This window comes from Micromonospora sp. NPDC047527 (assembly GCF_040643015.1).
GTDB lineage: Bacteria > Actinomycetota > Actinomycetes > Mycobacteriales > Micromonosporaceae > Micromonospora.
In genome coordinates this window covers 595546-621869 of record NZ_JBEYTK010000002.1, presented here as the reverse complement: position 1 = coordinate 621869, position 26324 = coordinate 595546, and the positions used below count along the sequence as shown (strand labels likewise).

Sequence of the window (26324 nt, the reverse complement as noted above, 5' to 3'; positions counted from 1 at the left end):
ACGCGGATCGCGAGTCGCGCCGTCGCCCTGCCCGCCGCCGGGTCCGCAGGATCAGTGCGCGCCGGGTCGGATCGATCGACGTCCGGGCCGTCGTGTGGCCCGCTGTCGACCGCCGGTACGCCCCAACTGTCGCCAGGCCAGTCCAGCTCCAGATCTATGCCGTCGATCGTCGGCGCGGCCACGGACGTACCGGCACGCCGTCCGGTGTCCAGGGTCTCGGCCTCCGGACGGGCTGCGGCAGCCGGGCGCCGGGGATCCCGACGCGTCGGCGGACGTCCCGGGCCCGCCGGTCGGGTGGACCCCAGCGGCCCGCCCGATGCTCTCGGCTGGCTCGTGCTGTCGTCGCGGTCCCGCGTGGACCAGTTGACCGCCGTCCGCCCACCACTCGAATCCGGCGCTCCCGTCGGGTAAGAGACAGCGGCCGGACGGGCCGAGGTCAGCGCCGCACCGGCCCCGTCCACAGACCCATCGAGTACGCGACCGAGGCTCCTGACCCACTCCACCAGGGCGTCGTCGGCGCCACTCCGCGACGCCAGTACGCGACGGCGGCGGGCACGGATGCTCCGCACGGGCCAGGCCACCAGGGCCGCAGCAGCCAACAGGAGCACCGCCACCAGCATCGTCGCGGCGCTCACGCCGGACCCGCCGATCCGGGCCACGGCTCGCTGAGGATCGGCGGCACCGCTACGCCACGGTCCCGCAGCAGCGCGCCGAGGGCACGGGCGGCCATCCCCAGCCCGCGACCGCGTACCCAGGCCGGCACCACGGTGACCAACCGCTCCGGCCCTTCGGGAAGCAGCAGGCAGATCGACTCCAGGACTCGTCCCCGATCACCCCGGCGCACCTGGAACAGCACCTGCAACGCGGCGACCACCTGGGCGTGCAGCGCGGCGCGCGGCAGCCCACCCAGCATGCCGAGCGCCTCCAGCCGGGCCAGCACGTCGGACGGGGTGTTGGCGTGCAGCGTGCCGGCACCGCCGTCGTGGCCGGTGTTCAGAGCGGCCAGCAGGTCGACCACCTCGCCGCCCCGGCACTCCCCGACCACCAGCCGGTCGGGGCGCATCCGCAACGCCTGCCGAACCAGGTCGGCGAGGCTGACCACGCCCGTTCCCTCCACGTTGGCCGTACGGGCCTGCAGCCCCACCACGTGCGGGTGCCCCGGTTGCAGTTCGGCGGCGTCCTCCACCAGAACGATCCGCTCGGTGCCCGGCACCAACCCGAGCAACGTGTTGAGCAGGGTCGTCTTGCCCGACCCCGTGCCGCCGGTGACCAGGTACGCCAGCCGGGCCGCGACGATGGCGGCGAGCAGTGGTGCCACCGGTCGCGGCACCGTTCCCTGCCGTACCAACTCGTCGAGGGTGAACGGCCGGTGCCGGAACGTCCGCAGGGACAGGTAGGGACCCTCGGTGGCAACCGGCGGCAGCACGGCGTGCAGGCGGGTGCCGTCGGGTAGCCGGGCGTCCGCGTACGGGGAGCCGTCGTCGAGCCGCCGTCCGGCGCTGGCGACCAGCCGCTGCGCCAACCGGCGGACGTCCTCCACCGAACCCATCGGGATCGCCACCTGGTGCAGCCCTGATCCTCGGTCGACCCAGACGCGGGCGCCGTTGACCAGGACGTCGGTCACCTCCGGATCGGCCAGCAGCGGTGCCAGCGGCCCGGCACCGACGAGGTCGTCGTGCACGCGGTCGGCGATCCGCAGCACGGCGGTGTCGCCCAACACCGCAGCGGCCGGCTCGGCTCGTACGGCGGCGACGATCGCCGCGGGGGTGACCGGGGTGGTGGCGCCGGCGATCCGCTGCCGCACCCGGACCGCGAGGTCGCCGTCCTCCGGCCGGCCCGTCATGCCGCACCCGGCACAGGCACGCCGGTGAGGTCCGCGACGATCCGCTGGCAGAGCACGGCCAGCGGACCCTTGCCGGCGGCCGCTGGCGCCTCGCCCCTTTCCAGGCCACGACAGAGGCCGGGCTCGGGCCGTAGCGTGCCGGCGAGGGGAAGCCCGAGCGCCCGCGCCACCTCGGTCGCGCGCAGCCGACCCGGGGCCGGCCCGCGCACCACCACCGAGAGCGCGGCGCAGTGCGGGGTGGCGGCGGCCACCACCCGGGCGGCGGCCGCGGTGGCCCGCAGTTCCGCCGGGACGACGACGAACGCGTGGTCGGCCGCCTGCAACGCGATCACGGCGGCGTCGTCCAGTTGTCGGGGCAGATCGATCACGACGAAGTCCCGACCGCGCTGGGCGGCGTCGACGGTCGCCGCCATCGCGGCGGCGGGCAGCGCAAGCATCTCCCCGCGGTCCCAGGAGAGCACCACCAGGTCACCCCGACTGGGTAACGCCTGGACCAGCGCGGGCGCGTCCACCCGCCCGTCCGCGCTGGTGAGCGACGGCCAGCGCAGCCCCTCCAACTGCTCCCAACCCAGCACGAGATCGAGGCCGCCGCCGAGCGGATCGGCGTCGACCAGCAGGGTGCGCAGTCGCGCCCGGGCAGCGGTCACCGCGAGCCCGCCGGCAAGGACGCTCGCCCCGGCGCCGCCCCGCCCGCCGAACACCGCGACGACCCGGGCAGCGGACCCGCCCGGATGGTCGGGGCCCTGGTCGACGAACCGGTCCAACAACCAAGGCTCAGCGGCGGGCAGTACGGCGACATGCTCGGCGCCGATCAGCTCGGCGATCTGCCAGCCGGGATCGAGCTGGCCGGCTCGACCGACCAGCACCAGCCGGGGCCGCTTCGGCAGTCGAGCCCGCAGGCACGGCTGGGCTTGGTCAGCCCCGAGCAAGACCAACGGCGCGGGCAGCCAGCGGGTACGGGCAGCAGCCGGATCGCCGGCGAGCTCCACCTCGGTCCCGCCAGCGGCGGCGAGCCGGAGCAGGTCATCGAGCAGGTCGTCGTCCCCCGTGATGACCAGCGGGAGCCGGCGGATCGGCGGAACGGAGGTACGGGGTGCCATCGCGGCCTCCAGCGGTCGGGGCTCTGTGCCGCCGACCCTGCTCGCCATCGGCCCTGCCCGGCGCCCCCGAGTGCCTCGCCTGTGGACAACTCGACGCCCTGTGGACAACGCCCGTCGGGACGGTTGATCTGCTATGCGTGAGGGCTGCGCCGCAGCTACCGCGGCCGGAGGAAACGCAGCAGGCCGCCGGACTGACACATCCTCGTCAGCGAATCGGCGCGGGCCGCACCGCATGATCTCCGCGCCGGATAATCGGATCGGCAGGCGGGACCGGGCCTCCTAGGGTCGTCAGGATGGGTAACGACGACGAGCGAGACCTGGTCCGACGCGGGTACGACGAACTCTCCTACCACTACCGCGCGGACGATGCCGAGGCCGGCCACTACGGTCCCTGGCTCGACGACTTGCAGGGCCGCCTGCCTGCCTCGGCAGCGGTCCTGGACCTCGGATGCGGCTGTGGCCTGCCGGTCGCCCGTTACCTCGCCAACGCCGGGCACCACGTGACCGGCATCGACATCAGCGATGTGCAGATCGAACGGGCACGGCGCCTGTTACCCAACGGCACCTTCCTACGCGCCGACGCCATCCAACTCGATCTGCCGTCGGCCTCGTTCGATGCGGTGGTCTGCCTCTATGCCCTGATCCACATGCCCCTGGCCGACCAACCGCAGCTCATCACGAAAATCGCCACCTGGCTTCGACCTGGCGGCTGGCTGCTGACCACCGTCGGCGACAACGCGTGGACCGGCACCGAGGACAACTGGCTCGGTGGCCCGGCCGCCATGTGGTGGAGCCACGCCGACGCCCCCACCTACCGCTCCTGGGTGCAACAGGCGGGGCTGGAGATCACCTCGGAGGAATTCGTCCCGGAAGGCACCAGCGGGCACACCCTGTTCTGGGCGCACCGGCCACCGAACGCATCCTCCCACCCGTGAGCTGCTGCGGAGCACTCCCAGAACAAGGGACGACCCCCGTCGGGGGGAGACGGGGGTCGTCGAAGGTTCGGCTCCGGGGGGGTCGAGCCGAACCACTCGGCGATCACGGGGGGTGCAACCGCCGAGGGTCTGTCTGTTACCAGGATGTGAAAGCTCGTCTTGCGGACAAGTCTGCCTGAGCAGGCTCGTCACGTCGAGTGGTGTGCACTCCACTCAGTGCGAAAATCTCCTCGCGGAGTGTGAGCGCAATCACGCTGAGCGGAGTTGGTGGCGCCGGCCCGCAGGTCCGAGGGGTGGCGTGACCCCGGGCACCCGCCGACGATAGACCATCCGGCTAGACTTTCACGCCGTGGGCCGAAGTGCCGCTTTCTTCGATCTGGACAAGACCGTCATCGCCAAGTCGAGCGCTCTCGCGTTCGGTCGGCCGTTCTACCGGGACGGGCTGATCACTCGGCGTGACGTGGTCAAGTCGGCGTACGCGCAGCTGATGTTCCGGCTGGGCGGCACCGACGAGCAGACCATGGCCCGAACACGGGACTACCTGGCCGCGCTCTGCAAGGGCTGGCAGGTGGAACAGGTCCGCCAGATCGTCGCGGAGACACTCCACGAGCTGATCAACCCCTACGTGTACGCCGAGGCCGCCGCCCTGATCGAGGAACATCAGGCGGCCGGTCGGGATGTGGTGCTGGTGTCCGCCTCCGGCGAGGAGATGGTCCGGCCGATCGGCGCCCTGCTCGGGGTGACCGACGTGATCGCCACCCGGATGGCGGTGCAGGACGGCCGGTACAGCGGCGAGGTCGAGTTCTACGCGGCCGGTCCGAGCAAGGTCGAGGCGGTCGGCGAGCTGGCCGCCGCTCGGGGCTACGACCTGGCCGACTCGTACGCCTACTCCGACTCGTACAGTGACCGCCCTTTGCTGGAGTGCGTGGGCCACCCGAGCGTGGTCAACCCGGATCGGCAGCTGCGCAAGCTGGCCTCGGAGAACGCCTGGCCGGTGCTGGAGTTCCGGCACCCGATCCCGCTGGGCCGCCGGTGGCGGGAGCGGCCGGCTGTCCCGGTCGCCGCGGCGGCGCTGGGGGTCGGGGTGGGCGTGGCCATCGGCATCGCCTGGTACGGCCGGCATCGGCGGACCCGCGCCGCCGCCAGCGCCTGACCAGATCAGGCATCGCTAGACCCTTCCGACAGTTCGGGTGCCCGTCGCCGTAGCGACGGAGAGTGCCGCCCACGTCACCACCACCGTGCCCGTTCCCGCTCGAACGCCCTATTGAGCGTTCGCTCAAATAGTCGTACCCTCCGTTTGAGCGAACGCTCAAACGGGGAGGTCAGCATGATTCAGGTCGATGAACCGACAGCGCCAACAGCACCCACACCACAACGGACCACCGCCCACTGGACCTTGGCCGGCCTGATCACGCTCTTCGGACTGGTCCTCTTCATCGCAGTGGTCCGTCAGGGCCGCGCCGATAGCGCCGTGCTCTTCGTGGCACTCCCGGTGCTGCTGGCCGCCGCCCTCGCGCTCACCCCTCGCCGGACGGCCCACGGCAAGGTCTTCGCGGCCACCACGATGGCCCTGTTGCTGGCGGCGGTGGCGCTGCACGAGGGAGCGATCTGCGTCATCCTGGCCGCCCCGCTCGTCTACGCCGTGGCCCACGGCACCACCGCGCTGATCCGCGCCCTGCAGGACGCCAACCGGGCGTACGCGATCGTTGCCGTGCCACTGCTGCTCCTGCCCGGCATGGAGGGCAGTGGCATCGCTCCCCGCCTCGACCCGGAGCAGAGGGTCGAGGTGACCCGGGTCGTCGAGGTTCCCGTCGACCGGGTGGCAGAGCTCCTCGCCGCCGGCCCGCGCCCGACCGCCGTCCGCTCCGCGCCACTGCGACTGCTGGGCGTGCCCACACCCGGGCAGGTCAGCGGCGACGGCCTCGACCCTGGCGACCGGTGGATGTTCGGCTACCACGGCAGCGCGCATGGCCCGGGCGGCCACCTGCTCGCCGAGGTCGAGGACGTCGCGCCGGGACGGGTGGGCTTCCGCTTCGTCGAGGACAGCTCCATCACCGCGCGCTGGTTCACCTGGCAGCACGCGGAGCTGACCTGGCGGGCGATCGATCCCGGGCACACCGAGGTCACGGTCCGGGTCGACTACACGCGGGGCCTGGACCCGTCCTGGTACTTCGGCCCGATCCAGCAGGTGCTGCTCGGTGCCGGGGTCGGGCACCTGCTCGACATGCTGGCGTTGGAGTGACCGTCGCCCGCTGGTTGAGCCTGGCGCTGCCGCTTCTCGCGGTGCTCGCCGTCGGCGCCCGAGATCGGGACCGCGCCTCCCGTGCTGGGGCGCTGTTGGCGTTCGTGACCGCCGGGATCGGTATCGCCGCGCTGCACGAGGTCGCCCGCCTGGCCGGCTGGTACACCTTCACTCCGGTCGACGGCGCCTACCGGGGGATGCCCGTGGACCTGTGGATCGGCTGGGCCGCCCTCTGGGGCCCTCTGCCGGTGCTGTTGCGCCGGGTGCTGCCCCTGCCGCTCGCCCTGGGTCTGCTGCTCTGGGTCGACGCGGTGGCGATGCCGGCGCTGCACCCGCTGGTCCACCTCGGCCCACACTGGCTCGTCGGAGAGGTGGTCGGGCTGCTCCTGGTGGCCCTACCCGCCCAACTGCTCGGCCGGTTCTGCGCCGACCGCCGGCACCTGGGCGCGCGGACGCTGCTCCAGGTAGGCGTCTTCGCCATACTGCTGCTCTGGTTCCTGCCCACCCTGGCCTTCGAACTCGGCGGCGGATCATGGGCCGGGCTGACCGGGCTGAACCGCACCGGGCTGCTGGTGGTGGCGCAGTTGGCCCTGCTGGCGGCCACGCCAGCGCTGGCCGCCGTCGCGGAGTTCGCCGTCCGGGGCGGTGGCACGCCGTACCCGTGGGATCCGCCGCGTCGACTGGTCACCACCGGCCCGTACGCCTACCTGGCCAACCCGATGCAACTCGCCGGCGTGGCGTTGCTGCTGCTCACCGCCGCGGTGACCCGGAGCGTCACCCTGGTACTGGCTGCGGTGTCGACAGCAGCGTTCGGTGCGGCGGTGGCCGGGCCGCACGAACAGAGCGACCTACGTGCCCGGTACGGGGACTCCTGGCGGTCGTACCGGCGGCAGGTCCGTGACTGGTGGCCCCGCTGGCGGCCGTACGTCTCCGGAACGCCCGCGGTGCTCTGGCTGGACGACGACTGCGGGGCCTGCGCGGCCACCTGGCGGATGCTGGCCCGGCGGCACCCGGTGGGGCTGCGGATCCGGCCGGCCCGGGAGCACCAGCGCGTGCTGTGGCGGGCGGAGTACGTAGGCGGCGACGGTCATACGGAACGGGGGGTGGCCGCCGTCGCCCGCGGACTCGAACACGTCCATCTCGGCTGGGCCGTGGTCGGTTGGACCCTACGGCTTCCCGGTGCCACCTGGCTGGCCCAACTGGTCACCGATGCGATGATCGCACCGCCGCACCCGGCCCGCCCGCAAGGAGAGCCATGTCCGACACCAAGCAACGTCTCCTTGACGGCGCCATCACCGCCATCCGCGAACACGGCATCGCCGGCGTCTCCGCCCGCACCATCGCCGCCGCCGCCGGAGTGAACCAGGCCCTGGTCTTCTACCACTACGGCACGGTGGACGACCTGCTCGCGGCGGCCTGCCGGGACGCCACCGCCAAGCGGGTCGAGCACTGGTCGGCACGTCTGGCCTCGGCCGGGTCGCTGCGCGATCTGCTCGCTGTCGGGCGTGCGTTGCACGAGGAGGAGCGTCAACTCGGCAACGTCAGCTTCCTGGCCCAGATGTTGGCGGGGGCGCAGGCGGACCAACGGATGGCCGCCCCCACGGCCGGTGCGCTCCAGCTCTGGGTGGACGAGATCGAGGCCGTGCTGCGCAGGCTGCTCGCCGGGTCCCCGTTCGCCGAGGTCGCCGACGTGCCCGGCCTGGCCCGTGCGGTCTCGGCCGCGTTCATCGGGCTGGAACTCTACGACGGGGTGGACCGGGCCGGTGCCGACCAGGCGATGGCCGCGCTCGACCAGCTCGCGCTGCTCCTGGAGATCGTCGACGACCTCGGGCCGATCGCTCGCCGGGCGCTCCAGGCAAAGGTCAGCCGGGCGACGCGGCGGACCTGATCCGCGCTCAGGCGGCGGCGAGGATCTCGTCGCCGATGGCGGTGAGCTGGCCGGCGCCGACCTCGACGGCCGCCATGTAGTGGCGTAGCCACGAGCGCAGCCCGTCCGGAGTGCCGGTGGCGAAGGCGCCGGCCGAGCCGACGTACTCGGGTTCCCGCTCGCGGTGGCCGACGTCGACGGCGAGCAGGCCGCGCGGGTCGAAACCGCTGGCGAGCAGCACCAGCCGGGCGGCCCCGCGGGCCACCACCCCGGACGGCCCGGCGAACGGACGCAGGTTCAGCAACTCCCCGTGTACGACGGCAGCCAGCACCAGTGGGGAGACCTTCGTGCCGCCAGCGACCAGCCCAGCCAGCCCGTCCAGCCGGGTGGCGACCACCGGATCGGGCACCGGGCGACCCAGTTCGGCCTCGGGCACGATGTCCCGGGCGGCGAGTACGTGCAGCTTCGCGAGAGCCTGCCGGGGCGCCTTCGGCCAGAGTTCGCTCAGGCCGGGCAGGGACCCGGCGACCCGCAACGCCCCTTGGAGCACCGGGTCGGTGACGGTCCCGGCCCGGACCTCCTCACGCTCGTGGACAACTCCCTCGAGGGCGGCGCTGGCCACCGCGGAGCGGAGGCTGACCTCGGCGGCGACCTGCCCACCGTGCCGACGTAGCGCACGGTGGCCGAGCGCCTGGTCGAACCGCTCGCGGACACGCTCGACGGCGGCGGTGATGTCGGCGAGCGCGAGCAGGGGTGCGAGCGGGTCGGTGGTCACCCCGCCACGCTAGCGACCCGGCCCGGCCGTCCGAGCCGCACCCGCCCGCAACGCGACCTGCGCCATCCGACCCGGCCGCACACAAACCCGCCACGCCGTTCATGCCCGCTCGCCACGCCACGCACGACCCGTACCGCCGGGCTGGCCACACCACGCCCCGCCACCGAGGCGATCGGAGCAAGGTCAACACGAGATCGCCGATGTCGCGGCATCCGACCCAGCCGGACACCGCAATGTCGCCGATCTCGTGTTGATCACGCCACCCGGGCCGGGCGCGGGCGGGCGGGACACCGGGTGCGGCCGCCGTCGGGCGCGCGGCAGAGGCCGCTCGGCGCGACGGAACGGGTAGCGCTCGCCGGTCGAGGGCCCCGCGACTACCCTCGTGCCCATCGAGACGCAGGTCACCCCGAGGACGAGGAGTCACGGCATGAGCGAGGCATTGGCAAATCTGCTGAACGAGACGCGCCAGTTTCCTCCGCCGGCCGAACTCGCCGCGCACGCCAACGTCACCGTCGACGCGTACGCCGAGGCGGAGAGCGACCGGCTCGCCTTCTGGGCGAAGCAGGCCGACCGTCTGGCCTGGTCGAAGAAGTGGGACGAGGTGCTCGACTGGTCGAACCCGCCGTTCGCGAAGTGGTTCGTCGGTGGGCAGCTCAATGTCGCGTACAACTGCCTGGACCGGCATGTCGAGGCGGGTCGGGGCGACAAGGTGGCGATCCACTGGGAGGGCGAGCCGGGCGACACCCGGACCCTCACCTACGCCGACCTGCACGAGCTGACCTGTCAGGCGGCGAACGCGCTCACCGACCTGGGGGTCACCGCCGGTGACCGGGTGGCGATCTACCTGCCGATGATTCCGGAGGCGGCGGTCGCCATGCTGGCCTGCGCCCGGATCGGCGCGGCGCACAGCGTGGTCTTCGGCGGCTTCTCCGCCGACTCGCTGAGCAACCGGATCCAGGACGCCAGCGCCAAGGTGGTGATCACCGCGGACGGTGGTTACCGGCGGGGCAAGCCGTCGGCGTTGAAGCCGACCGTGGACGAGGCGGTGGCGAACTGCCCGTCGATCGAGCACGTGCTGGTGGTCCGCCGTACGGGTGAGGACGTGGCCTGGACGGCGAAGGACCACTGGTGGCACGAGACGGTGGAGACGGCGTCGGCCGAGCACACCGCGCAGCCGTTCGACGCCGAGCACCCGCTGTTCATCCTCTACACCAGCGGCACCACGGCCCGGCCGAAGGGCATCCTGCACACCACCGGCGGCTACCTCACGCAGGCGTCGTACACCACGCATGCGGTCTTCGACCTGAAGCCGGAGACGGACGTCTACTGGTGCACCGCCGACATCGGCTGGGTGACCGGCCACTCCTACATCGTGTACGGCCCGCTCTCCAACGGCGCCACCCAGGTGATGTACGAGGGCACCCCCGACACCCCGCACAAGGGCCGGTTCTGGGAGATCGTCGACAAGTACGGGGTGAGCATCCTCTACACCGCTCCGACCCTGATCCGGACGATGATGAAGTGGGGCGAGGACATCCCGGCCGGCTTCGACCTGTCGTCGCTGCGGGTACTGGGCAGCGTCGGCGAGCCGATCAACCCCGAGGCCTGGATGTGGTACAGGCAGCACGTCGGTCGGGGTGAGCTGCCCGTCGTGGACACCTGGTGGCAGACCGAGACGGGCGCCATCATGATCTCCCCATTGCCGGGGGTGACCGCGGCCAAGCCGGGCTCGGCGATGACCCCCCTGCCGGGCATCGTGGCCGACGTGGTGGACGACCAGGGCCAGTCGGTGCCGAACGGCGGTGGTGGCTACCTGGTGCTGCGTGAGCCGTGGCCGTCGATGCTGCGCACCATCTGGGGTGACGACAACCGATTCATCGAGACGTACTGGTCGCGGTTCGAGGGCATGTACTTCGCCGGGGACGGGGCGAAGAAGGACGACGACGGGCACATCTGGCTGCTCGGCCGGGTGGACGACGTGATGCTGGTGTCCGGGCACAACATCTCCACCACCGAGGTGGAGTCGGCGCTGGTGTCGCACCCGTCGGTGGCCGAGGCGGCGGTGGTGGGCGCGACCGACCCGACGACCGGCCAGGCGATCGTCGCGTTCGCCATCCCGCGCGGCAGCACCGACATCGCTGGCGAGGCCGGTGAGCAGCTCATCACGGACCTGCGCAACCACGTGGCGAAGACCCTCGGCCCGATCGCCAAGCCGCGCCAGATCATGTTGGTGCCGGAGCTGCCGAAGACCCGCTCGGGCAAGATCATGCGCCGGTTGCTGCGGGACGTGGCGGAGAACCGGTCGCTGGGCGACGTGACCACGCTGCAGGACTCGTCGGTGATGGACCTGATCTCCTCGGGGATGAGCGGCGCGAAGTCCGACGAGGACTGACGGCAGGCGTACACCTCGGAGGGTGGCGGTCCGGACGGACCGCCACCCTCCGTCATTTCTTACGGGTACGGCGCGCGGCGTCTCACCAGCGTCACATCGGTCGGTCGGCTGAGCCTGGAGAGGCTGAACGGACACAGGCGGCGGGTCACCTCTGTCCTTTCGGCCAGTTGTGCCTTAGGTTCACGCGGGTTGGGACAGTTCGACATTCATCACATCGATGATCGGTGACGCCAACGTCCTCCTCCCCATGCCCGAGAAACGGAGCGGCATGAACCACAAACCGCAGTCCGGGGCGCGACGACGACTACTCGTCGCGCTACCCGCCATCGCCCTCGTGGCCTCGTCACTGACCGTGACCGGCAGCGCGGCGGCCCAGTCGTCCTCCGCCACCCCCGAGGCGGTGATCGGGGCCGACGAGCACTACATCAACTACGCCGAGCCCGAGGTGCAGACGGACACCACCGGCCGCGAGGTCAAGGGCAAGGGTGGTGTCTACACCCCCGGCGTCGACGCCGCGCGAGCGTTCGACCAGAAGCACGCCCGGGGCAACCCGGTGACGGCCCGCCAGTTGGCCAAGATCGAGGCCAAGTCGCTCAAGACGGGCAAGAACCCCCGGAAGATCAAGAAGGCGCCCACCACCCAGACGGCGAAGCTGCTGACGCTGCTGGTGGAGTTCAACGACCAGGCGAACGACGACTTCACCAACGTGATGGTCCCCAAGACGGTGTTCGAGGACCGCACCTGCGTTCCCGGCACCGTCCAGAACGGCCCGAAGCACAACAACATCGCGAACCCGGCGACCCTGCCGCACGAGGACAACAACTCGATGTGGGTGCCGGACTTCTCGCCGTCGCACTACGACAAGATGCTGTACAGCAAGAAGGGCATCACCGAGCGGGTCCGCACGGACCTGAAGGGCCCGGACGGCAAGCGCGGCATCGACCTCTCCGGCCGCACGATGCACAACATGTACCTGGAGATGTCCAAGAACGCGTACACGGTCGCCGGGCAGGCCAGCCCGTGGATCACCGTGCCACACTCGGAGGGCTGGTACGCGGCCTCGCGCTGCTTCCAGGACGAGAGCGGCAACTGGGTCGCCGGCCGCCAGCAGGCGATGAACGGCCACCCGGACAACCCGGCCGGCGCGGGCCGGCTGGCCACCGACGCGATCGACGCGCTCGCCGCGCAGGACCCCAACTTCCCGTGGGCCGACTACGACATCGAGGACCAGGCCGACCGGGACGGTGACGGCAACCTCTTCGAGCCGGACGGCGTGATCGACCACCTCGTGCTGGTGCACGCCGGGCAGGGCAAGTCCCGTGGTGGCGGCACCGAGGGCACGTACGCCGTGTGGGCGCACTCCTCCTCGGTCGCCGGTGGTTACACCATCCCGGGCACCGGCCTGAAGGTGTCGAACTACATCGTGCAGCCCGAGGACGCCGGCGTCGGCGTCTTCGCCCACGAGTTCGGCCACGACCTCGGCCTGCCGGATCTCTACGACACGTCCGGCAACGCCGACTCCGACGTGGACTTCTGGGACCTGATGGCCTCCGGCTCACACTCCGGTGAGATCTTCCAGGCGCTGCCCACGCACATGGGCATCTGGGACAAGTGGGTGCTCGGCTGGGCCGACCCGCTGACCGTGACGCCCGGCTCACGCCCGCAAACCGTGGAGGTCGGGCAGACCTCGCGGACGCCCGTACGCACCGAGGACGGCATCAAGGTCGACCTGCCGGACAAGGTGACCACGCTGGCCACGCCGCACAGCGGCACGAAGATGTGGCACAGCAACAACGACCAGGGGTGGGCCGACGTCAAGCTCAGCCGCTCCGTCGACGTGCCGGCGGCCGCCGACGCGAAGTTCTGGATGTGGAACAACTACATCATCGAGCAGGACTGGGACTACGGCTTCGTCGAGTTGTCGACCGACGGCGGCACGACCTGGGCCGAGCAGAAGGTCTACAGCGAGGCCGGCGCCGTGGTCACCACGCCCGACGGCTACCCCGACCCGAACGGCCGGATGAACGACTTCGGCGGCAAGAAGTACGGCCTGACCGGCAGCACCGACGGCTGGCGGCACGACTACGTGGACCTGTCGGCGCACGCCGGCACGACGGTCCAGGTGCGGCTGCGTCTGGCCACCGACGAGGCGTTCGAGGAGCGCAACTGGTTCGTCGACGACTTCTCGGTCACCGGCGGCGGCGCCACCACCTGGAGTGACGACGTCGAGGGCGGCGACAACGGCTGGACCGCCACCGGCGGCACCTGGGTCGACACCACCGGCGCGGGCTGGAAGGTGAGCAGTGGCACTGAGGTGCACGCGCACTACTACCTGGCCGAGTGGCGCAACTTCGACGGCTTTGACGAGGGCCTGAAGTACACGTACGACACGATCTACTCGCACGAGGCGTGGAAGGTCGACCGGATCTCGTACAACGCGCCGGGCATGCTGGTCTGGTACCGGGACACCGCGCTCGGCGACGTCAACCACGTCACCGGACAGATGACCGCGCTGCCCAGCTACGGGGCGAAGGGCGGGCTGCTCATCGTCGACTCGCACTTCGACCCGTACCGGCGCACCGGCGAGGCGGCGGTGAAGGACCCGTCGGTGACGGACAACCTGCCCAGCCGTCCGCAGTCGTCGAACGCGGCGTTCTCGCTGAAGCCGACGTACCCCTTCACGGAGTGCCTGGAGGCGGCGGACGAGCCGTACAGCGCGTACTGCACGAAGTTCAAGGCGCTGCCGCCGGTGAAGGGTTTCACCGACGCCAAGGGCTGGTACCCGGGCATCGAGATGCGTGACGGTGCCGCGTACGCGCGGGACAACGACGCCTCGGTAGTGCTGCCGTCGCGCGGCAACGCGCCGTACACCACCCGGGTCACCTACCCGGACGGTCGCCCCGCGCCGGAGTTCTACGGCGTGACGCTGGGCGGCGGTGCGATCGTGCTGGGCACCGGCAACCCCGGGGACCAGGGCGTGAACTACGGCGTCTCGCTCACCATCAAGAAGGCGGCGAAGGACAACACGTCCGCCACGATCCACGTCACCTCGGCGAGGCAGTGACGGTTTCGCGCAACTGACAGCAGCGGTATCGGTGGGGCCGGTGGCGGGAACGCCTCCGGCCCCACTGTCGTACACCCGATCACGCTTATCGAAATGCATCGCTATATGCGCTCGCGGCTAATCGACCCTGGTCAACGCGCAGATGAGGCGCACGGGTGTGACGGTGAAAAGCATTCCCAACAAAATCTTGCAACAAATCGACGCGTTCGTCTTCCCAGCCGACCCAGCAGTGTCTATGTTCACCATTGGTCCCACTAGTGGGATCGATCTATCCCCGGCCCGTACCCCCGTTGGGTCGGTTCCCTCACACCGGAGGTACCACGTGCGCAAAGTCGCAGTGGGTCTGCTCGGGCTCTCACTGACGGCGACAGGCCTGGCGTTCGGCCCGTCCGCCTCGGCAGCGCCTGCGCCCAAACTGCCGGCAGCCTCGACCGCCGCCGAACCGCAGCTACTGAAGGACGAACTCCCCGACAAGCTCGAGGCCAAGCGCCGTGCGCTGCGCGAGCAGGGTCTCAGCGACGTGCTGAGCGGTCGCAGCAAGCCGATTCAGCGCAACGGCAGCACGGTCGTCAAGGTCGGCAAGGTCGGCAAGGGCCCCAAGGCAGGCCCCAAGGCAGGCCCCCAATCCGCCCCGCAGCCGACCCAGGACCAGTACGTCGAGCTCCAGCGCGAGCGGACCGACAAGATCTTCGTGATCCTGACCGAGTTCGGTAACCAGCGGCACCCGTCCTACCCGGACAAGGACCTGAACCCGGACATCGCCGGGCCGACCACCTTCGAGGGGCCACTGCACAACCAGATCCCGCAGCCCAACCGGGCCGTGGACAACTCCACCATCTGGCAGCCGGACTTCAGCCCGGACCACTTCCGCCAGCTGTACTTCGGCACCAACCCCGGCGACGAGTCGCTGAAGCAGTACTACGAGGCCCAGTCCTCCGGCCGCTACACGGTCGAGGGCCAGGTCACCGACTGGGTCAAGGTCCCGTACAACGAGGCCCGCTACGGTCGCTCCGACGACCCGAAGGCCGACGACGACCCGACCGGCGACCCCGCCGTCTGCGGCGACAGCGTCTGCTCGAACAACTGGGCGCTGATCCGCGACGCGGCCAACCAGTGGGTCGCCGACCAGAAGGCCAAGGGCCGGACGGACGCGCAGATCGCCGAGGAGATGCGGTCCTACGACCAGTGGGACCGGTTCGACTACGACGGCGACGGCGACTTCAACGAGTCGGACGGCTACATCGACCACTTCCAGATCGTCCACTCCGGCGGCGACCAGGCCGACGGTGACCCGCACCAGGGCGAGGACGCCATCTGGAGCCACCGCTGGTCGGCGTTCAACAGCTCGCCGGTCGGCCCGCCGAACTTCCCGATCGGTGGCACCCAGATCGGCAACACCGGCGTCTGGATCCGCGACTACACGATCCAGCCGGAAAACGGTGGCCGCAGCGTCTTCTACCACGAGTACGCCCACGACCTGGGCCTGCCGGATGACTACGGACCGGCCGACAACAACAACGAGCACTGGACCCTGATGGCCCAGAGCCGGCTCGGCGCCAAGAACGACGCCGGCATCGGCGACCGTGGCGGCGACCTCGGTGCGTGGAACAAGCTCCAGCTCGGCTGGCTCGACTACGAGGTGGTCGTGGCGGGGCAGAAGCGCACCCTGGACCTCGGCCCGCAGGAGTACAACTCCGCCAAGGCGCAGGCCGTGGTGGTGGTGCTACCCCAACGGGAGTACACGTTCAACTACGGCGCACCGTTCGAGGGCTCCAAGCAGTACTTCTCCGGTAACGACGACGACCTCAACCAGACCATGACGAGGACGTTCGACCTCACCGGCAAGTCCTCGGCGGCACTGTCGCTCAAGGGCAAGTACGCCATCGAGGAGAACTACGACTTCCTCTATTTCGAGGCCTCGACGGACGGCGGCCAGACCTGGGTCGACCTGGACGGCACGGTCAACGGCCAGCCGATCGGCGTCGACGGCGCCGGCCGCCCGGCCCTGGACGGCAGCAGCAACGGTGCCTGGGCGGACATCAACATCCCGCTGACGTCGATCGCCGGCAAGGTGGCGCAGGTCCGCCTGCACTACGTCACCGACGGTGGTGTCGCCGATGGCGGCTTCTTCGGTGACGCGATCACCGTGACCGCCGACGGCCAGACGGTGTTCAGCGACGGTGCCGAGACCGCCAACGCGGGCTGGGCCCTGAGCGGTTGGTCGGTGGTCGGCGCTACCTACAGCCGGCTGTTCGACAACTACTACATCGCCGGCAACCGGTCGTACGTCTCGTACGACAAGTACCTGAAGACGGGCCCGTACTTCTTCGGGTACGCGAACACCCGCCCGGACTACGTGGACCACTACGCGTACCAGGAGGGCCTGCTCATCTCGTACTGGAACACCCGCTGGACCGACAACAACACGGTCGCCCACCCGGGTGAGGGTCGGAACCTGTACATCGACGCGCACCCGCGCCCGATCTACAACCTGACCGGTGCCCCCTGGCGTGCGCGCATCCAGGTGTACGACGCGCCGTTCAGCCTCAAGAAGGCCGACTCGTTCACGCTGCGCCTCAACAGCCAGCCGCAGTACATCCGCGGTCAGGATGCGGAGCCGCTGTTCGACGACACCAAGAAGTACTTCTACGACGAGCTGCCGAACCACGGCGTCAAGCTCCCCGCAGCCGGTGTCAAGATCAAGGTTCAGGAGCAGAACGGCACTTCGATGAAGATCCGTATCTCCTAGTTCCTCAGCAGTGACGACAGCGGCGCCCGGGGCTTCCCCGGGCGCCGCTGCCGCTTCCGGCACCGGCGGGCCGACCATGCCTGGCCTCGCCTCCCGCCGGAACCGCAGCACCCTGATCAGCGTCAAAGAGGCGTGCCGACAACCGCCCGCGCCCTGGTCCTGCTCCTTCCACTGCTGACCATGGTCGCGTGCGCCAGCCCCGGGGACGGCGGCACGCCACCCGAGGACCGCCCCGCCCCATCCGCCACCCCGCCCCCGCCGAGCGCGACCCCGACGCCATCGCTCGCCCCGCCCAGCCCGTCAGCACCGACCGCCACCGCCGCTCCGGTCCGGCCGCCGCTGTCCGCCACCGAGCCGCCGACGATGCGTCCACCCGTCGCCAAACCGAGCCCGCCCAGCGACCTGCGGCAGACCGACCTGGTCAGCGGCACCGTCACCCGGGGCGGCACCGGGCCCTGCTACGGGCTCGTCAGCGAGGACGGAATCGAGTACGCCCTGCACGGCCCGGACGCCGGCGAACTACGGACCGGGAGCTTCGTCACGCTGCGGCTCGGCCCGGCGCGGGCACGCATCAGCTGCGGCCCGGGCCTGGCACGAAGCATCGTGTCCCGGTGAGCCGTCGAACGGTTGCCGACTGAACAGCGGCCACGGCGGACGGGCCCGGGCCGCGCGCTGGGCCAGGGCACCTAGGCTGGGTGCATGACCGACCAGCGCGGCGATGCCGTCGACGAGTCCTGCGTCCTCACCGAGGGGCCATGGACACACCGCTTCGTCGGCGCCAACGGCAGCCGCTTCCACGTGGTCGAGGCCGGCACCGGCCCGATGGTGCTGTTCCTGCACGGCTTCCCCGAACACTGGTGGGCCTGGCACCAGATGCTTCCCGCGATCGCCGACGCCGGCTTCCGGGCGGTCGCCGTCGACCTACGCGGCTACGGCGCGAGCGACAAACCACCCAGGGGGTACGACGGCTACACGCTCGCCGCCGACATCGCCGGGCTGATCCGCGCGCTCGGTGAGCGGTCGGCGACGATCGTCGGCAGTGGCGTCGGCGGCATGGTCGCCTGGACGGTGGCCTCGTTCCACCCGTCCCTGGTCCGCCGGCTGGTGGTGCTGGGGGCACCGCACCCGCTGCGGCTGCGCGCCGCCATCTTCGCCGACCCGCGTGGTCAGTTCGCCGCCTCCACCCCCGCGTTGAAGTTCCAACTCCCCCGCTACGAGCACGTACTGACCCGGGACGGCGCGGCGGCCGTCGCGGAGATCCTGCGCCGCTGGGGTGGGCCACGGTGGGTGGTCGGGCCGGACTTCGAGGCGTACGCCGAGCGGTGCCAGGAGGCGATGCGTATCCCCCAGGCCGCGTTCTGCGCGTTGGAGGGGTACCGCTGGGCGTTCCGTTCGCTGCTGCGGCTGCACGGTTACCGGTTCGTCCGCCTGATGCAGAAGCCCCTGGTCACCCCGACCCTGCAACTGCACGGCGCACGGGACGTCGCCGCCCTGCCGCGGACCGCCCTCGGTTCCGGCCGGTACGTCGTCGCACCGTACGAGTGGCGGCTGCTCGACGGGGTGGGGCACTTTCCACACCTGGAGGCCCCGGACCTGGTGCTCGGCGAGATCCTGCGCTGGGCCAAGTCCTGAGCTCTCAGACCCGCTGTTCCCGCAGGTCGGTGACCTCGGCGGCCGGCGCCCAGCCCTGGTAGACACCGAAGTCGAAGACCTCCAGCCGCATCGCCTCGGCCACCGGCCAGCGACCACCCGTGTACTCCACGCGAAGCCAGGCGTCGTGCTCACCGAGCACGATGAACGGCTGCCCCTGCCACGTGCAGGTGGTCCGCACGTACGCCAGGTCCTCGATCTCGCTCGCCGGCAGCACCCGCACGTACCGGCCAGGACGGACCTCCTCGAAGCCCTCAGCCGGCTCCGGCTGGTACAGCCGGATGTCGTCGCCGTCCGGGCTGGCCTGGTACTCCCGGCCCCGCCAACGGGCCACGTAGCCGTCCCGCATCACGCCTCCCCGACCCGTCGCCACACCACCGCGTCCGTGTCGAGCACCGCGACCACCCGCTCGGTGCCGTCCCCGCCGATCCGCCAGAGCTGCGCGCCGTGCGGGAGCCGCACGCTGTCCACCTTGAACTCCGCCACCACGTCGCTGCTCTCGCCCGGGGCGAAGCCGTTGCCGCGAAACGGCGGACGCTCGATGACCCAGCCCTCCATGGCACGCATCGCCGCCTCGTTCTGCCCCCCGTACGGGATCCGGTAGAGGCTTGGCCGATGCGCCGGCCAGCGCAGCACGTAGATCTCCTCGGCGTCCCGTACGAACGGCGATTCCGGATAGCTGAGACCGAGCGCGTCGTGCAACTGGGCCGGCGTGGTCAGGTGGGCCAACTCCCCCGCGCGGTGCACGAAGCCGGAGACCCGGTCGTACCCGCGCTCCAGGTAGTACGCGAGCTGGCTCGGCGCGATCGCCTTCTGCATCACTGTCGGTCGGGTCGGGTCGACGGCCGCCGGGGCGTACCGGGGACGGGCGGTGGGTTCCTCCACGGCGGCCGGCTCCTGCGGATCCACCTCGAGGTCGTCGCCGAGCCCCACCTCGGCAGCCCAGTTGGCCAGCGCGACGATCTGCTCGCCGGGCAGTTTGGCGCCGACCGGGGTGCCCGGGTTGACGGCGAACGACCAGTCCTCGTCCGGCCAGCGCCGGATCAGCTGGGCGAACTTCACCCGGACCGTGTCGACGTCACCCTCGGCATGGTCGGCGAGGCGCTCGGGCGAGGTGTAGACCACGACGTACGTCTCGCCGTCGAGCTGCGCCGTGCGCCAGACGAACCCCGGGTCACCGGGCCGGCTGCCGCGCGCCGAGTCCGGTGCCGCCGGCAGCAGGACCCGGGCCAGCAACAGGGTGGACAGGAACGTGTCCGTGCTGCCGGCACCGGCCGCGTTGAGCAGGTCCTCCTCGACCGTGTTGGCCGGCTCGAACTCCACCGGCGCGGGTCCGTCGGCTGGCGGGCGTTGCCCGTCCGCGACCGTGCGCTCTCCGCTGTCGGCGGCGTCCGCGTCGGTGCGTGCCGTCTCCGGGCCGCTGCCCACGAGGGGTCGGTGAGGCGTTGCATCGACGTCCGCGTCACCGATCCGGTCCGCGTCTGTCTCCGGGCCGCCGGTCCAGCCCGCACCGCTCATGCCGACCGGCGGTACGCCGAGGTCGGCTCGATCGTCCGGGGCACCGACGCGCTGGTCGGCGCGCGAGCCACCCAGGTCAGCGTCCACCGAGACGCCCCCGGCATCCTGGCCCGCATCCACCGAGCTGCCCCCGGCACCCTGGCCGGCGTCTGCCGGCGCGAACAGGATCGGGCCGGTGGCCGCAGGTTCGAACAGACCCGCGTCGGATGACGTGGTGCGGAACGAGGGCGGCGCGTCAAACAAGGAAGGGTCGGAGGCGGGCGCGGGAGCCGAGTCCGGAGCGGTCGCGCCGAACAGGGACGGATCGGGAGCGGGCGCGTCGGGCGGAGCCGAGTCCGGAGCAGCCGGGCCGAACGGGGCCGGGTCGGGAGCGAACGCGCCGAACGATGGTGGGGCGGGGGCCGGGTCGGGCCGTCGGGGCGCCTCGACCGGGGCGTCGGCCTCGGTCACGTCGGTGAGATCGCGGGACTCGACGATGGTGCCCTCGATGACGATGGGCGTGAAGCCGCGGCGCGAACCGAGTGGACCGGAGACCGGTTCCGCGATGGTTGGCGGCAACTCCTCAGCCGGCTCGAACCGTCGCGGATCGACCGGCCGGCCGCGCTGGATCGCCTGGGTCTCGTCCGCCGAGGGAGCGGGTCGGGCCAGCGGAGGCTCACCCGCGGCCGGACCGGGCACCCGGAAGGCACGGGTGGGCTCCTGAGCCAGCGGATCGGGCCGACGTGGTGGCAGAGGCTGCGTGAGTTCCTCGTTCGCCGCGGGTGCTCGTACCCCTCGGGGTGCACCCAGGTCGCCGGCCGGCGGCCGTGGCGGCCGGGCGGTGTTCGGTGGCGGCATCGGGAAGGCCCGGGTGGCACCGTCGTCGTCGGCGGGGCGGCGGCGCGGGAAGGGCTGGCTGCCACGGCTGAACCGGGACGGCGGCGCCGCACGGTCGCCGGAGCGGACGTCACCGGAGGTGGGGCCGGGCGGCCGGCCCCGGCCCGATGTCGGCTCGAAGAAGGAGCGCCGACCGTCCTGGGCGCTGCCGTTGGCAGCGGCCGGTCCGTCGGTGTCGGCAGCCGGTCGGCTCGCGGGCGGCCAGGCCCGACCGGGGGCAGAGGGGTCGTTCGGGACGACAACGGGCTGGTCGGGGGGAGTCAATGCCGCGTACCGGGACGTGCCGGGTACGGAGACCTCACCGTGCCGTGCGGGCCGGGGCGGGTCGGTCGGGTGCCGCTGACCGGCGTTGGGCATGTCGTCCACGCCGGATCGCCGCGACAGCTCACCCGGGTCGGGTGTGCGGGTCGACGCGCCCGGCCCCGGGGGCACCGCGCCCGTCTGCGCGGACCGCCCGGACAGGGTTACCGTCGGTTCCGACCCGGACGGCACCGGCCCGGTGACGGGTGCGGCGTCCCGGCCGGTCGCGCCGGCTCTGGTGCGGGCCAGGGTTTCCGCCCGTTCCAGTCGGGCACGGGCACCCATGGCGCGGCCGGGCAGCCGGACATCCCCCCGGGAGAGTTGCGAGACGAACCAGGCCGGCAGGTAGCCCTCGACAGGCAGCCCCGGGTTGACCGCGAGCCACCAGTCGTGGTTGGGCCACCCCAGGGCGAGGTCGGTGAACGGGACGCGCCGGGTGCTGCCGGCGTGCTCGCCGAGGCAGGCTCGCAGTGCGGCGGCAGAGGTGAAGGCCAGCACGTGGGTCCGGCCACCCGTGGTCCAGGTGCCCCAGCCGGAGGGCGCCTGACCGGGCAGCGCCGGCGCGGAGACCGGCAACAGCAGATCAGTGCGGGACAGGAGGCGGAAGTAGAGCTCCTGATCGTTGGCGCGCAGCGCGTCCCGCATCGCCACCTCGGCCTCCGTGGCCGGCTCCCATTCGGTCACGGCCACCTCTCCTTCCGAGAACAGGCCACAGGTATCGCGTACAACCTACAAGGTGGTATCAAGATCACAATGGCTGGCCGGCGGCGGCCCGCCGGGGTGTCGGCGAGGCGATAACATCCCGTTCCGTAGCCGACACGATACGGAGGCCGTCGATGTCGCGGTCGATTGCGCGTCCGGTCCTGGCCGGTCTGTCGGTCGCCCTGCTGACCGGCACGGCCCTTCCGCCCGCCGATGCCGACGCCGCCGTCCGGGAGGCGCCTGCCTGCACGACCCCACTCGCGCCCGTCCGGCCGGTCGCGGCCACACCCTGGCCCCAGCAGCGGTACGACCCCGCACGGCTCGCGCCGCTGACAAACGGCGCCGGAGTGACGGTCGCGGTGGTCGACTCCGGGGTCGACCGGGTGCACGCTCAACTGGCCGGGCGGGTGCTGGCCGGCACCGATCTGCTCGATCCCGGCGGGGACGGCGGGCGGGACTGCGCCGGCCACGGCACCGGTGTGGCGAGCATCATCGCGGCGGCCCCTCGACCCGACATCGCCTTTCACGGCCTCGCCCCGGGTGCCCGGATCCTGCCGGTACGGGTGAGTGAGCAGCAGGTGGTGCAGGGGCGGGAATCGGGACGTACGGTCAGCGCCGACGAGTTCGCCCGCGCGATCCGGTGGGCCGTCGACCACGGCGCCGACGTGGTGAACCTCTCCGTGGTGCTGTACGTCGACGACCCGCAGGTCCGCTCCGCCGTGCGCTACGCCGTCGAGCGGGACGTGGTGCTGGTGGCCGCAGCCGGCAACCTGCACGACAGCGGCGACCCGCGCCCGTTCCCCGCCGCGTACGACGGGGTGCTCGGGGTTGGCGCGATCGGGGCGGACGGCACACGAGCGACGTTCTCCCAGATCGGCGCGTACGTCGACCTGGTAGCACCGGGCAGTGACGTGCTGGTGGCCGCGCCCGGTCAGGGCCACCAACGGGTCGAGGGCACCAGTTACGCGGTGCCGTTCGTGGCCGCGACCGCGGCGCTGCTGCGGTCGTACCGGCCCGAGTTGACCGCCGCTCAGGTGGTGGAGCGGATCGCCGCGACGGCCGATCCGGCACCCGGCTCGGGGGACGGTGGCGGGTACGGCGCCGGTGTGCTGAACCCCTACCGGGCGGTCACCGAGACCGGCGGCGACCGGGATGTTGCCCCTCGGCCGGTTGCCGCGCTCGCCGACGACCGGGCCGACCCGGCGTTGCTCGCCCGTCAGGCTCGCCGGGCGACGGCCCGGGACCGGGCTCTGGGGGTCGGCGCGGTGATCGGCGGGACGGCTGTCGCCGTGGTGCTGCTCGCCCTGGTGCTGCCCCGAGGGGCACGCCGACGGTGGCGCCCGGCCGACCCGGCCTGACCCCGGCACCACGCGCAACAGCACCACACACTCCCGCACCACGCACGCCGGCATTTCGCGCTCCGGCATTTCGCCGGGCCACTTCTGGATGAGGAGCGGCCGGGGGCGCTGACCCGGGCACGGTCAGCGCTCCCGGGCCGCCGGGTTCACTGGAACAGCCCGGTGTTCTTCTTCTCGGTGTCCAGATAGTCCGCGGCGGAGTCGTCCACCGCCAACTTGATGGCACGCAGCATTGCCTGTAGGTCCTGCGAGGCGGACCGCCACCGCGCCTGGCGCTGCTCGTACGCCTGTTGGGCCCCGCCCGTCCAGCCCGCCACCAACGGGGCGGCGTCCCGTTCGAGCTGACCGAGCTGCGAGTCGAGCGTGTTCAGCGCCCTTTGGATGTCCGCGCCGGCCTGTTGCAGCGCGGCGAAGTTGACGACCAGCACACCATTGTCCATCGGAGCTCCCTCCCGAACGGGTCAGAGCGGCAGTTGGATGCCGCCGCGGTTGGTGCCGGCCAAGCGGCTGGCCGCCTCGTCGTCCGAGACGTCGTACTGCCGGCCGGCGGTGCGGATGGCCCCGGCGGTTTCCCGCAGCGCCCGGTGCAGCGCCGCCTGGTCCTGCGACCACTGCCGCTTGACCTGCTCGAAAGACCGCCCACCGGCGCCACGCCACGCCTGTTGCAACACCTCCAGCTCGGCCAGCAAGCCGGTCAGCATGGACTGCAACGACTGGTCCGCCTGCTCGAACTTCGCGGCGGTCTGCTGCATCACCGCTGCTTCTGCCTGGGTCTGAGACACCCGGACGTCACCTCGTCTCCTCGGTCGTTTTCTGGCCGTCGGCGCGCTCACCGTGGGGGCGCGCCGCTCGCGTGGCCCGGTCGATGAGCACGGTGGACGCGGGTCAGCGATGAACTTCGTGGCTGACGGTAGCGGCCCGGTTGCGGTTCTGCTACCCCGCAGGTCTCCCCTGTGGACAACCACGGCAGCCATCGGTCGCTTACGATGTGCCGCAGCTACGTCGCGGCGCGTGACGGGTCGCCGGGCGACCCGGCCGCCTCGACACCGGTCCACACTGGTCGAGGAGGCACGGTGCCGGCGATCACCACCGGAGGGCCGCAGCCGGCGGTTCCGCTCGGCTCCAACCGGGGCACGGCCGAGGGCACCGGCCAACGCGACGCACTCCGGTCGTCCATCGCCCGCTGGGTCAGGGCCGGGCAGCGCCCGGACGGCGGGATGCGCGCCGGCCAACTGGTCGCCGGGCAGGTCGCCGTCGCACTCGTCCTCGCCGCTCTGGGCCGGGGCATGCCTGTCACCCTCGCGGCCCTGCTGGCGGCGGTCCTGCTGGTGGCGGTCGCCTGGGTCCGGGTTCGGGGCCGGTGGCTCTTCGAGTGGCTGGGCACGGCCGGTGGGCACCTGACCCGTCGCCGAGCACTGGCCGGGCAGGCCGGCCCCACAGAATTGCTCGACCTGGTCGCCCCGGGTGCGGTGATCCGCTCGACGGAGCTGTCCGACGGGCCGGCGGCGGTTCTGGAGGACACCGGCGGCATGGTGGTGGTGTTGGAGCTCGGTGACCCCGGGGACCTGCTGGGTGACGCGTCCCGGGCGATCCCCGCACCGGCCGCGCTGCTGCCCCCGCCGGGTCCGGACGTCCCGCCCCTGCGGATCCAGTTGCTGCTCTCCGGAGCGCCGGCACCCGTGCCGGCGGCGGGCGGCACGGTCGGTACGTCGTACCGGCAGCTCACCGACGGCCGGCTCGCCGGACGGGAACGGGCGGTGCTGACGGTCCGGGTGCTGCGGGTGGACGGCTGGTCGGAGGAGGATCTGCGCCGGGTGCTCGCCGGCACGGTGCGCCGGATCGTCCGTCGGCTCGGGTCGCTGACCGCCCGGCCCCTCGGCGTGCCCGCGGTGCTGCGCGTCCTGGGCGAACTGGCCCACCACGACGGCCACCCGGTGCGGGAGTCCTGGCCGGCGCTCCGGTCCGGCGCCCTGGTGCAGGCCACGTTCCGGCTGGTCCGCTGGCCGGAGGCCGGCGGTGCCGGTGCGCGGCGGCTGGTGCCCCGACTCCTCGCGTTGCCGGCGACCGCGACCACGGTGTCCCTCTGCGCCGGTCCGGCCGGCGGCGTCGGTGCGACGCCGACCGAGCTGACGGTACGCCTGGCGGCCGGTACGCCGGCCGAGCTGACCGTGGCCACCGAGGCGCTGGACCGCCTGGTGACCGGCCTGGGCGGTGGGCTGCGACGGCTCGACGGCGCGCACCTGACCGGGCTGGCCGGCACGCTGCCGTTGGCGCTGGCCGCCGCCGGGGCGCAGCCGAGGCCCGCGCTGGACGACTGGGAGTTGCCCCTCGGCGGGGCGGGGATGATGGTCGGCACGAATCGGCACGGCGGTGCGGTCACCGTGCGGCTGTTCCGGCCGGAGAGCACCCGCGTGCTGCTGGTGGGTGGGGTGCGTGCCGCCCAACTGGTGGCGCTGCGGGCGATGGCGCTGGGCGCGCTGGTCGTGGTGCAGACGGCGCGACCGCGTGCGTGGGAGCCGTTCGTGCGGGGCGTGGGTGCCCCGGGCGGCACGATCCCGCTGATCCCGCCGGGTCGACCGGTCGCCGAGGGGGTGGGCACGGCGCTGCGGCCGTTGCTGCTGGTGGTCGACGCCGGTCCGGTGCCGGCGGAGACCGAGCCGGGTCCTCGGTGGCGGGCCACCCTCGTGGTGCGGGACGAGCTGACGCCGGCTGATGTGGACGCGTTGAGCCGCGCCGACCTGGCGGTGCTGCAACCGCTGCACGCGGCGGAGGCCGCGCTGGCCGGTGCGGCGTTGGGGCTGGGCGGGTCGGCCGACTGGCTCACCCGGATCCGGGACGACATGGTGGCGGTGGTGAACCGCCGAGCCCTGCGCTGGGCGCTGCTCCGCCCCACCCCGATCGAGGCCCAGCTGATCGGCCGGCCAGCGCGGGGGTGAGGCATCTCCGCATGGTC

The 26324-nt window shown here is 72.0% G+C and carries 19 protein-coding genes; 12 read left to right on the top strand and 7 right to left on the bottom strand.

The window, feature by feature from the left end; genetic code table 11:
• Positions 1-631: 631 nt before the first annotated feature.
• Positions 632-1843, bottom strand: a complete 1212-nt coding sequence (locus ABZ808_RS11745; protein WP_357004055.1) for a TadA family conjugal transfer-associated ATPase — start codon at positions 1841-1843, stop codon at positions 632-634.
• On the bottom strand, positions 1840-2895 hold the full coding sequence (gene ssd / locus ABZ808_RS11740) for a septum site-determining protein Ssd (RefSeq protein WP_357004836.1): 1056 nt from the start codon (positions 2893-2895) through the stop codon (positions 1840-1842). Before ssd ends, ABZ808_RS11745 begins: the two co-directional genes overlap by 4 nt.
• A 341-nt stretch (positions 2896-3236) precedes the next feature.
• Here ssd and ABZ808_RS11735 point away from each other — a divergent pair, with 341 nt between their 5' ends.
• The 5 genes from ABZ808_RS11735 to ABZ808_RS11715 all read left to right on the top strand — a co-directional run bounded on the left by ABZ808_RS11735 (position 3237) and on the right by ABZ808_RS11715 (position 8008).
• Entirely contained in the window at positions 3237-3878 is a 642-nt protein-coding gene (locus ABZ808_RS11735) for a class I SAM-dependent methyltransferase (protein ID WP_357004052.1), read from the top strand.
• 349 nt (positions 3879-4227) lie between these two features.
• On the top strand, positions 4228-5031 hold the full coding sequence (locus ABZ808_RS11730; protein WP_357004048.1) for an HAD-IB family hydrolase: 804 nt from the start codon (positions 4228-4230) through the stop codon (positions 5029-5031).
• A gap of 174 nt (positions 5032-5205) precedes the next feature.
• Positions 5206-6120, top strand: coding sequence for a hypothetical protein (locus ABZ808_RS11725; RefSeq protein ID WP_357004045.1), 915 nt, complete (start codon positions 5206-5208; stop codon positions 6118-6120).
• Complete coding sequence (locus tag ABZ808_RS11720; protein WP_357004042.1) at positions 6117-7481, top strand: methyltransferase; 1365 nt, start codon at positions 6117-6119, stop codon at positions 7479-7481. Before ABZ808_RS11725 ends, ABZ808_RS11720 begins: the two co-directional genes overlap by 4 nt.
• Positions 7376-8008, top strand: a complete 633-nt coding sequence (locus ABZ808_RS11715) for a TetR/AcrR family transcriptional regulator (RefSeq protein ID WP_357004039.1) — start codon at positions 7376-7378, stop codon at positions 8006-8008. Before ABZ808_RS11720 ends, ABZ808_RS11715 begins: the two co-directional genes overlap by 106 nt.
• A gap of 7 nt (positions 8009-8015) precedes the next feature.
• Here the strand turns inward: ABZ808_RS11715 and ABZ808_RS11710 are convergent, their stop codons facing one another.
• A complete protein-coding gene (locus ABZ808_RS11710; RefSeq protein ID WP_357004036.1) occupies positions 8016-8762 on the bottom strand; it encodes an oxidoreductase in 747 nt (248 codons plus the stop codon).
• Positions 8763-9189: 427 nt separating this feature from the next.
• Here ABZ808_RS11710 and acs point away from each other — a divergent pair, with 427 nt between their 5' ends.
• The 5 genes from acs to ABZ808_RS11685 all read left to right on the top strand — a co-directional run bounded on the left by acs (position 9190) and on the right by ABZ808_RS11685 (position 18599).
• Entirely contained in the window at positions 9190-11154 is a 1965-nt protein-coding gene (gene acs / locus ABZ808_RS11705; RefSeq protein WP_357004033.1) for an acetate--CoA ligase, read from the top strand.
• A gap of 268 nt (positions 11155-11422) precedes the next feature.
• A complete protein-coding gene (locus ABZ808_RS11700; RefSeq protein WP_357004029.1) occupies positions 11423-14218 on the top strand; it encodes an immune inhibitor A domain-containing protein in 2796 nt (931 codons plus the stop codon).
• A gap of 337 nt (positions 14219-14555) precedes the next feature.
• Positions 14556-16967 (top strand): immune inhibitor A domain-containing protein, encoded by a 2412-nt coding sequence (locus tag ABZ808_RS11695; protein WP_357004834.1) that lies wholly within the window; start codon positions 14556-14558, stop codon positions 16965-16967.
• 132 nt (positions 16968-17099) lie between these two features.
• Entirely contained in the window at positions 17100-17582 is a 483-nt protein-coding gene (locus ABZ808_RS11690; RefSeq protein WP_357004026.1) for a hypothetical protein, read from the top strand.
• 84 nt (positions 17583-17666) lie between these two features.
• Positions 17667-18599, top strand: coding sequence for an alpha/beta hydrolase (locus tag ABZ808_RS11685; protein WP_357004023.1), 933 nt, complete (start codon positions 17667-17669; stop codon positions 18597-18599).
• 4 nt (positions 18600-18603) lie between these two features.
• Here the strand turns inward: ABZ808_RS11685 and ABZ808_RS11680 are convergent, their stop codons facing one another.
• Together ABZ808_RS11680 and ABZ808_RS11675 are read right to left on the bottom strand one after the other, a co-directional pair.
• Positions 18604-18969, bottom strand: a complete 366-nt coding sequence (locus tag ABZ808_RS11680) for a hypothetical protein (protein ID WP_053652250.1) — start codon at positions 18967-18969, stop codon at positions 18604-18606.
• Positions 18966-21995: an SseB family protein gene (locus ABZ808_RS11675; protein WP_357004020.1), complete on the bottom strand. Its 3030-nt coding sequence runs from the start codon at positions 21993-21995 to the stop codon at positions 18966-18968. Before ABZ808_RS11675 ends, ABZ808_RS11680 begins: the two co-directional genes overlap by 4 nt.
• A 152-nt stretch (positions 21996-22147) precedes the next feature.
• On the opposite strand from ABZ808_RS11675, the gene mycP reads away from it, so the two are divergent.
• The gene (mycP, locus tag ABZ808_RS11670) at positions 22148-23371 is read left to right on the top strand and encodes a type VII secretion-associated serine protease mycosin (RefSeq protein WP_357004018.1); all 1224 of its coding nucleotides are present in this window, start codon (positions 22148-22150) and stop codon (positions 23369-23371) included.
• Positions 23372-23517: 146 nt separating this feature from the next.
• Here mycP and ABZ808_RS11665 read toward each other — a convergent pair whose 3' ends face one another.
• Positions 23518-23811, bottom strand: a complete 294-nt coding sequence (locus ABZ808_RS11665) for a WXG100 family type VII secretion target (protein ID WP_357004015.1) — start codon at positions 23809-23811, stop codon at positions 23518-23520.
• A gap of 21 nt (positions 23812-23832) precedes the next feature.
• Entirely contained in the window at positions 23833-24153 is a 321-nt protein-coding gene (locus ABZ808_RS11660; protein WP_357004013.1) for a WXG100 family type VII secretion target, read from the bottom strand.
• 435 nt (positions 24154-24588) lie between these two features.
• On the opposite strand from ABZ808_RS11660, the gene eccE reads away from it, so the two are divergent.
• Positions 24589-26307: a type VII secretion protein EccE gene (gene eccE, locus ABZ808_RS11655; protein WP_357004830.1), complete on the top strand. Its 1719-nt coding sequence runs from the start codon at positions 24589-24591 to the stop codon at positions 26305-26307.
• The last annotated feature ends 17 nt before the right edge of the window (positions 26308-26324 follow it).

Bases quoted from the DNA above. Each gene is read 5' to 3' on its own strand.
- mycP (WP_357004018.1), top strand. From the start codon at position 22,148: ATGTCGCGGTCGATTGCGCGTCCGGTCCTGGCCGGTCTGTCGGTCGCC.
- ABZ808_RS11725 (WP_357004045.1), top strand. From the start codon at position 5,206: ATGATTCAGGTCGATGAACCGACAGCGCCAACAGCACCCACACCACAA.
- eccE (WP_357004830.1), top strand. From the start codon at position 24,589: ATGCGCGCCGGCCAACTGGTCGCCGGGCAGGTCGCCGTCGCACTCGTC.
- acs (WP_357004033.1), top strand. From the start codon at position 9,190: ATGAGCGAGGCATTGGCAAATCTGCTGAACGAGACGCGCCAGTTTCCT.
- ABZ808_RS11715 (WP_357004039.1), top strand. From the start codon at position 7,376: ATGTCCGACACCAAGCAACGTCTCCTTGACGGCGCCATCACCGCCATC.
- ABZ808_RS11665 (WP_357004015.1), bottom strand. From the start codon at position 23,811: ATGGACAATGGTGTGCTGGTCGTCAACTTCGCCGCGCTGCAACAGGCC.
- ABZ808_RS11735 (WP_357004052.1), top strand. From the start codon at position 3,237: ATGGGTAACGACGACGAGCGAGACCTGGTCCGACGCGGGTACGACGAA.
- ABZ808_RS11700 (WP_357004029.1), top strand. From the start codon at position 11,423: ATGAACCACAAACCGCAGTCCGGGGCGCGACGACGACTACTCGTCGCG.
- ABZ808_RS11685 (WP_357004023.1), top strand. From the start codon at position 17,667: ATGACCGACCAGCGCGGCGATGCCGTCGACGAGTCCTGCGTCCTCACC.
- ABZ808_RS11745 (WP_357004055.1), bottom strand. From the start codon at position 1,843: ATGACGGGCCGGCCGGAGGACGGCGACCTCGCGGTCCGGGTGCGGCAG.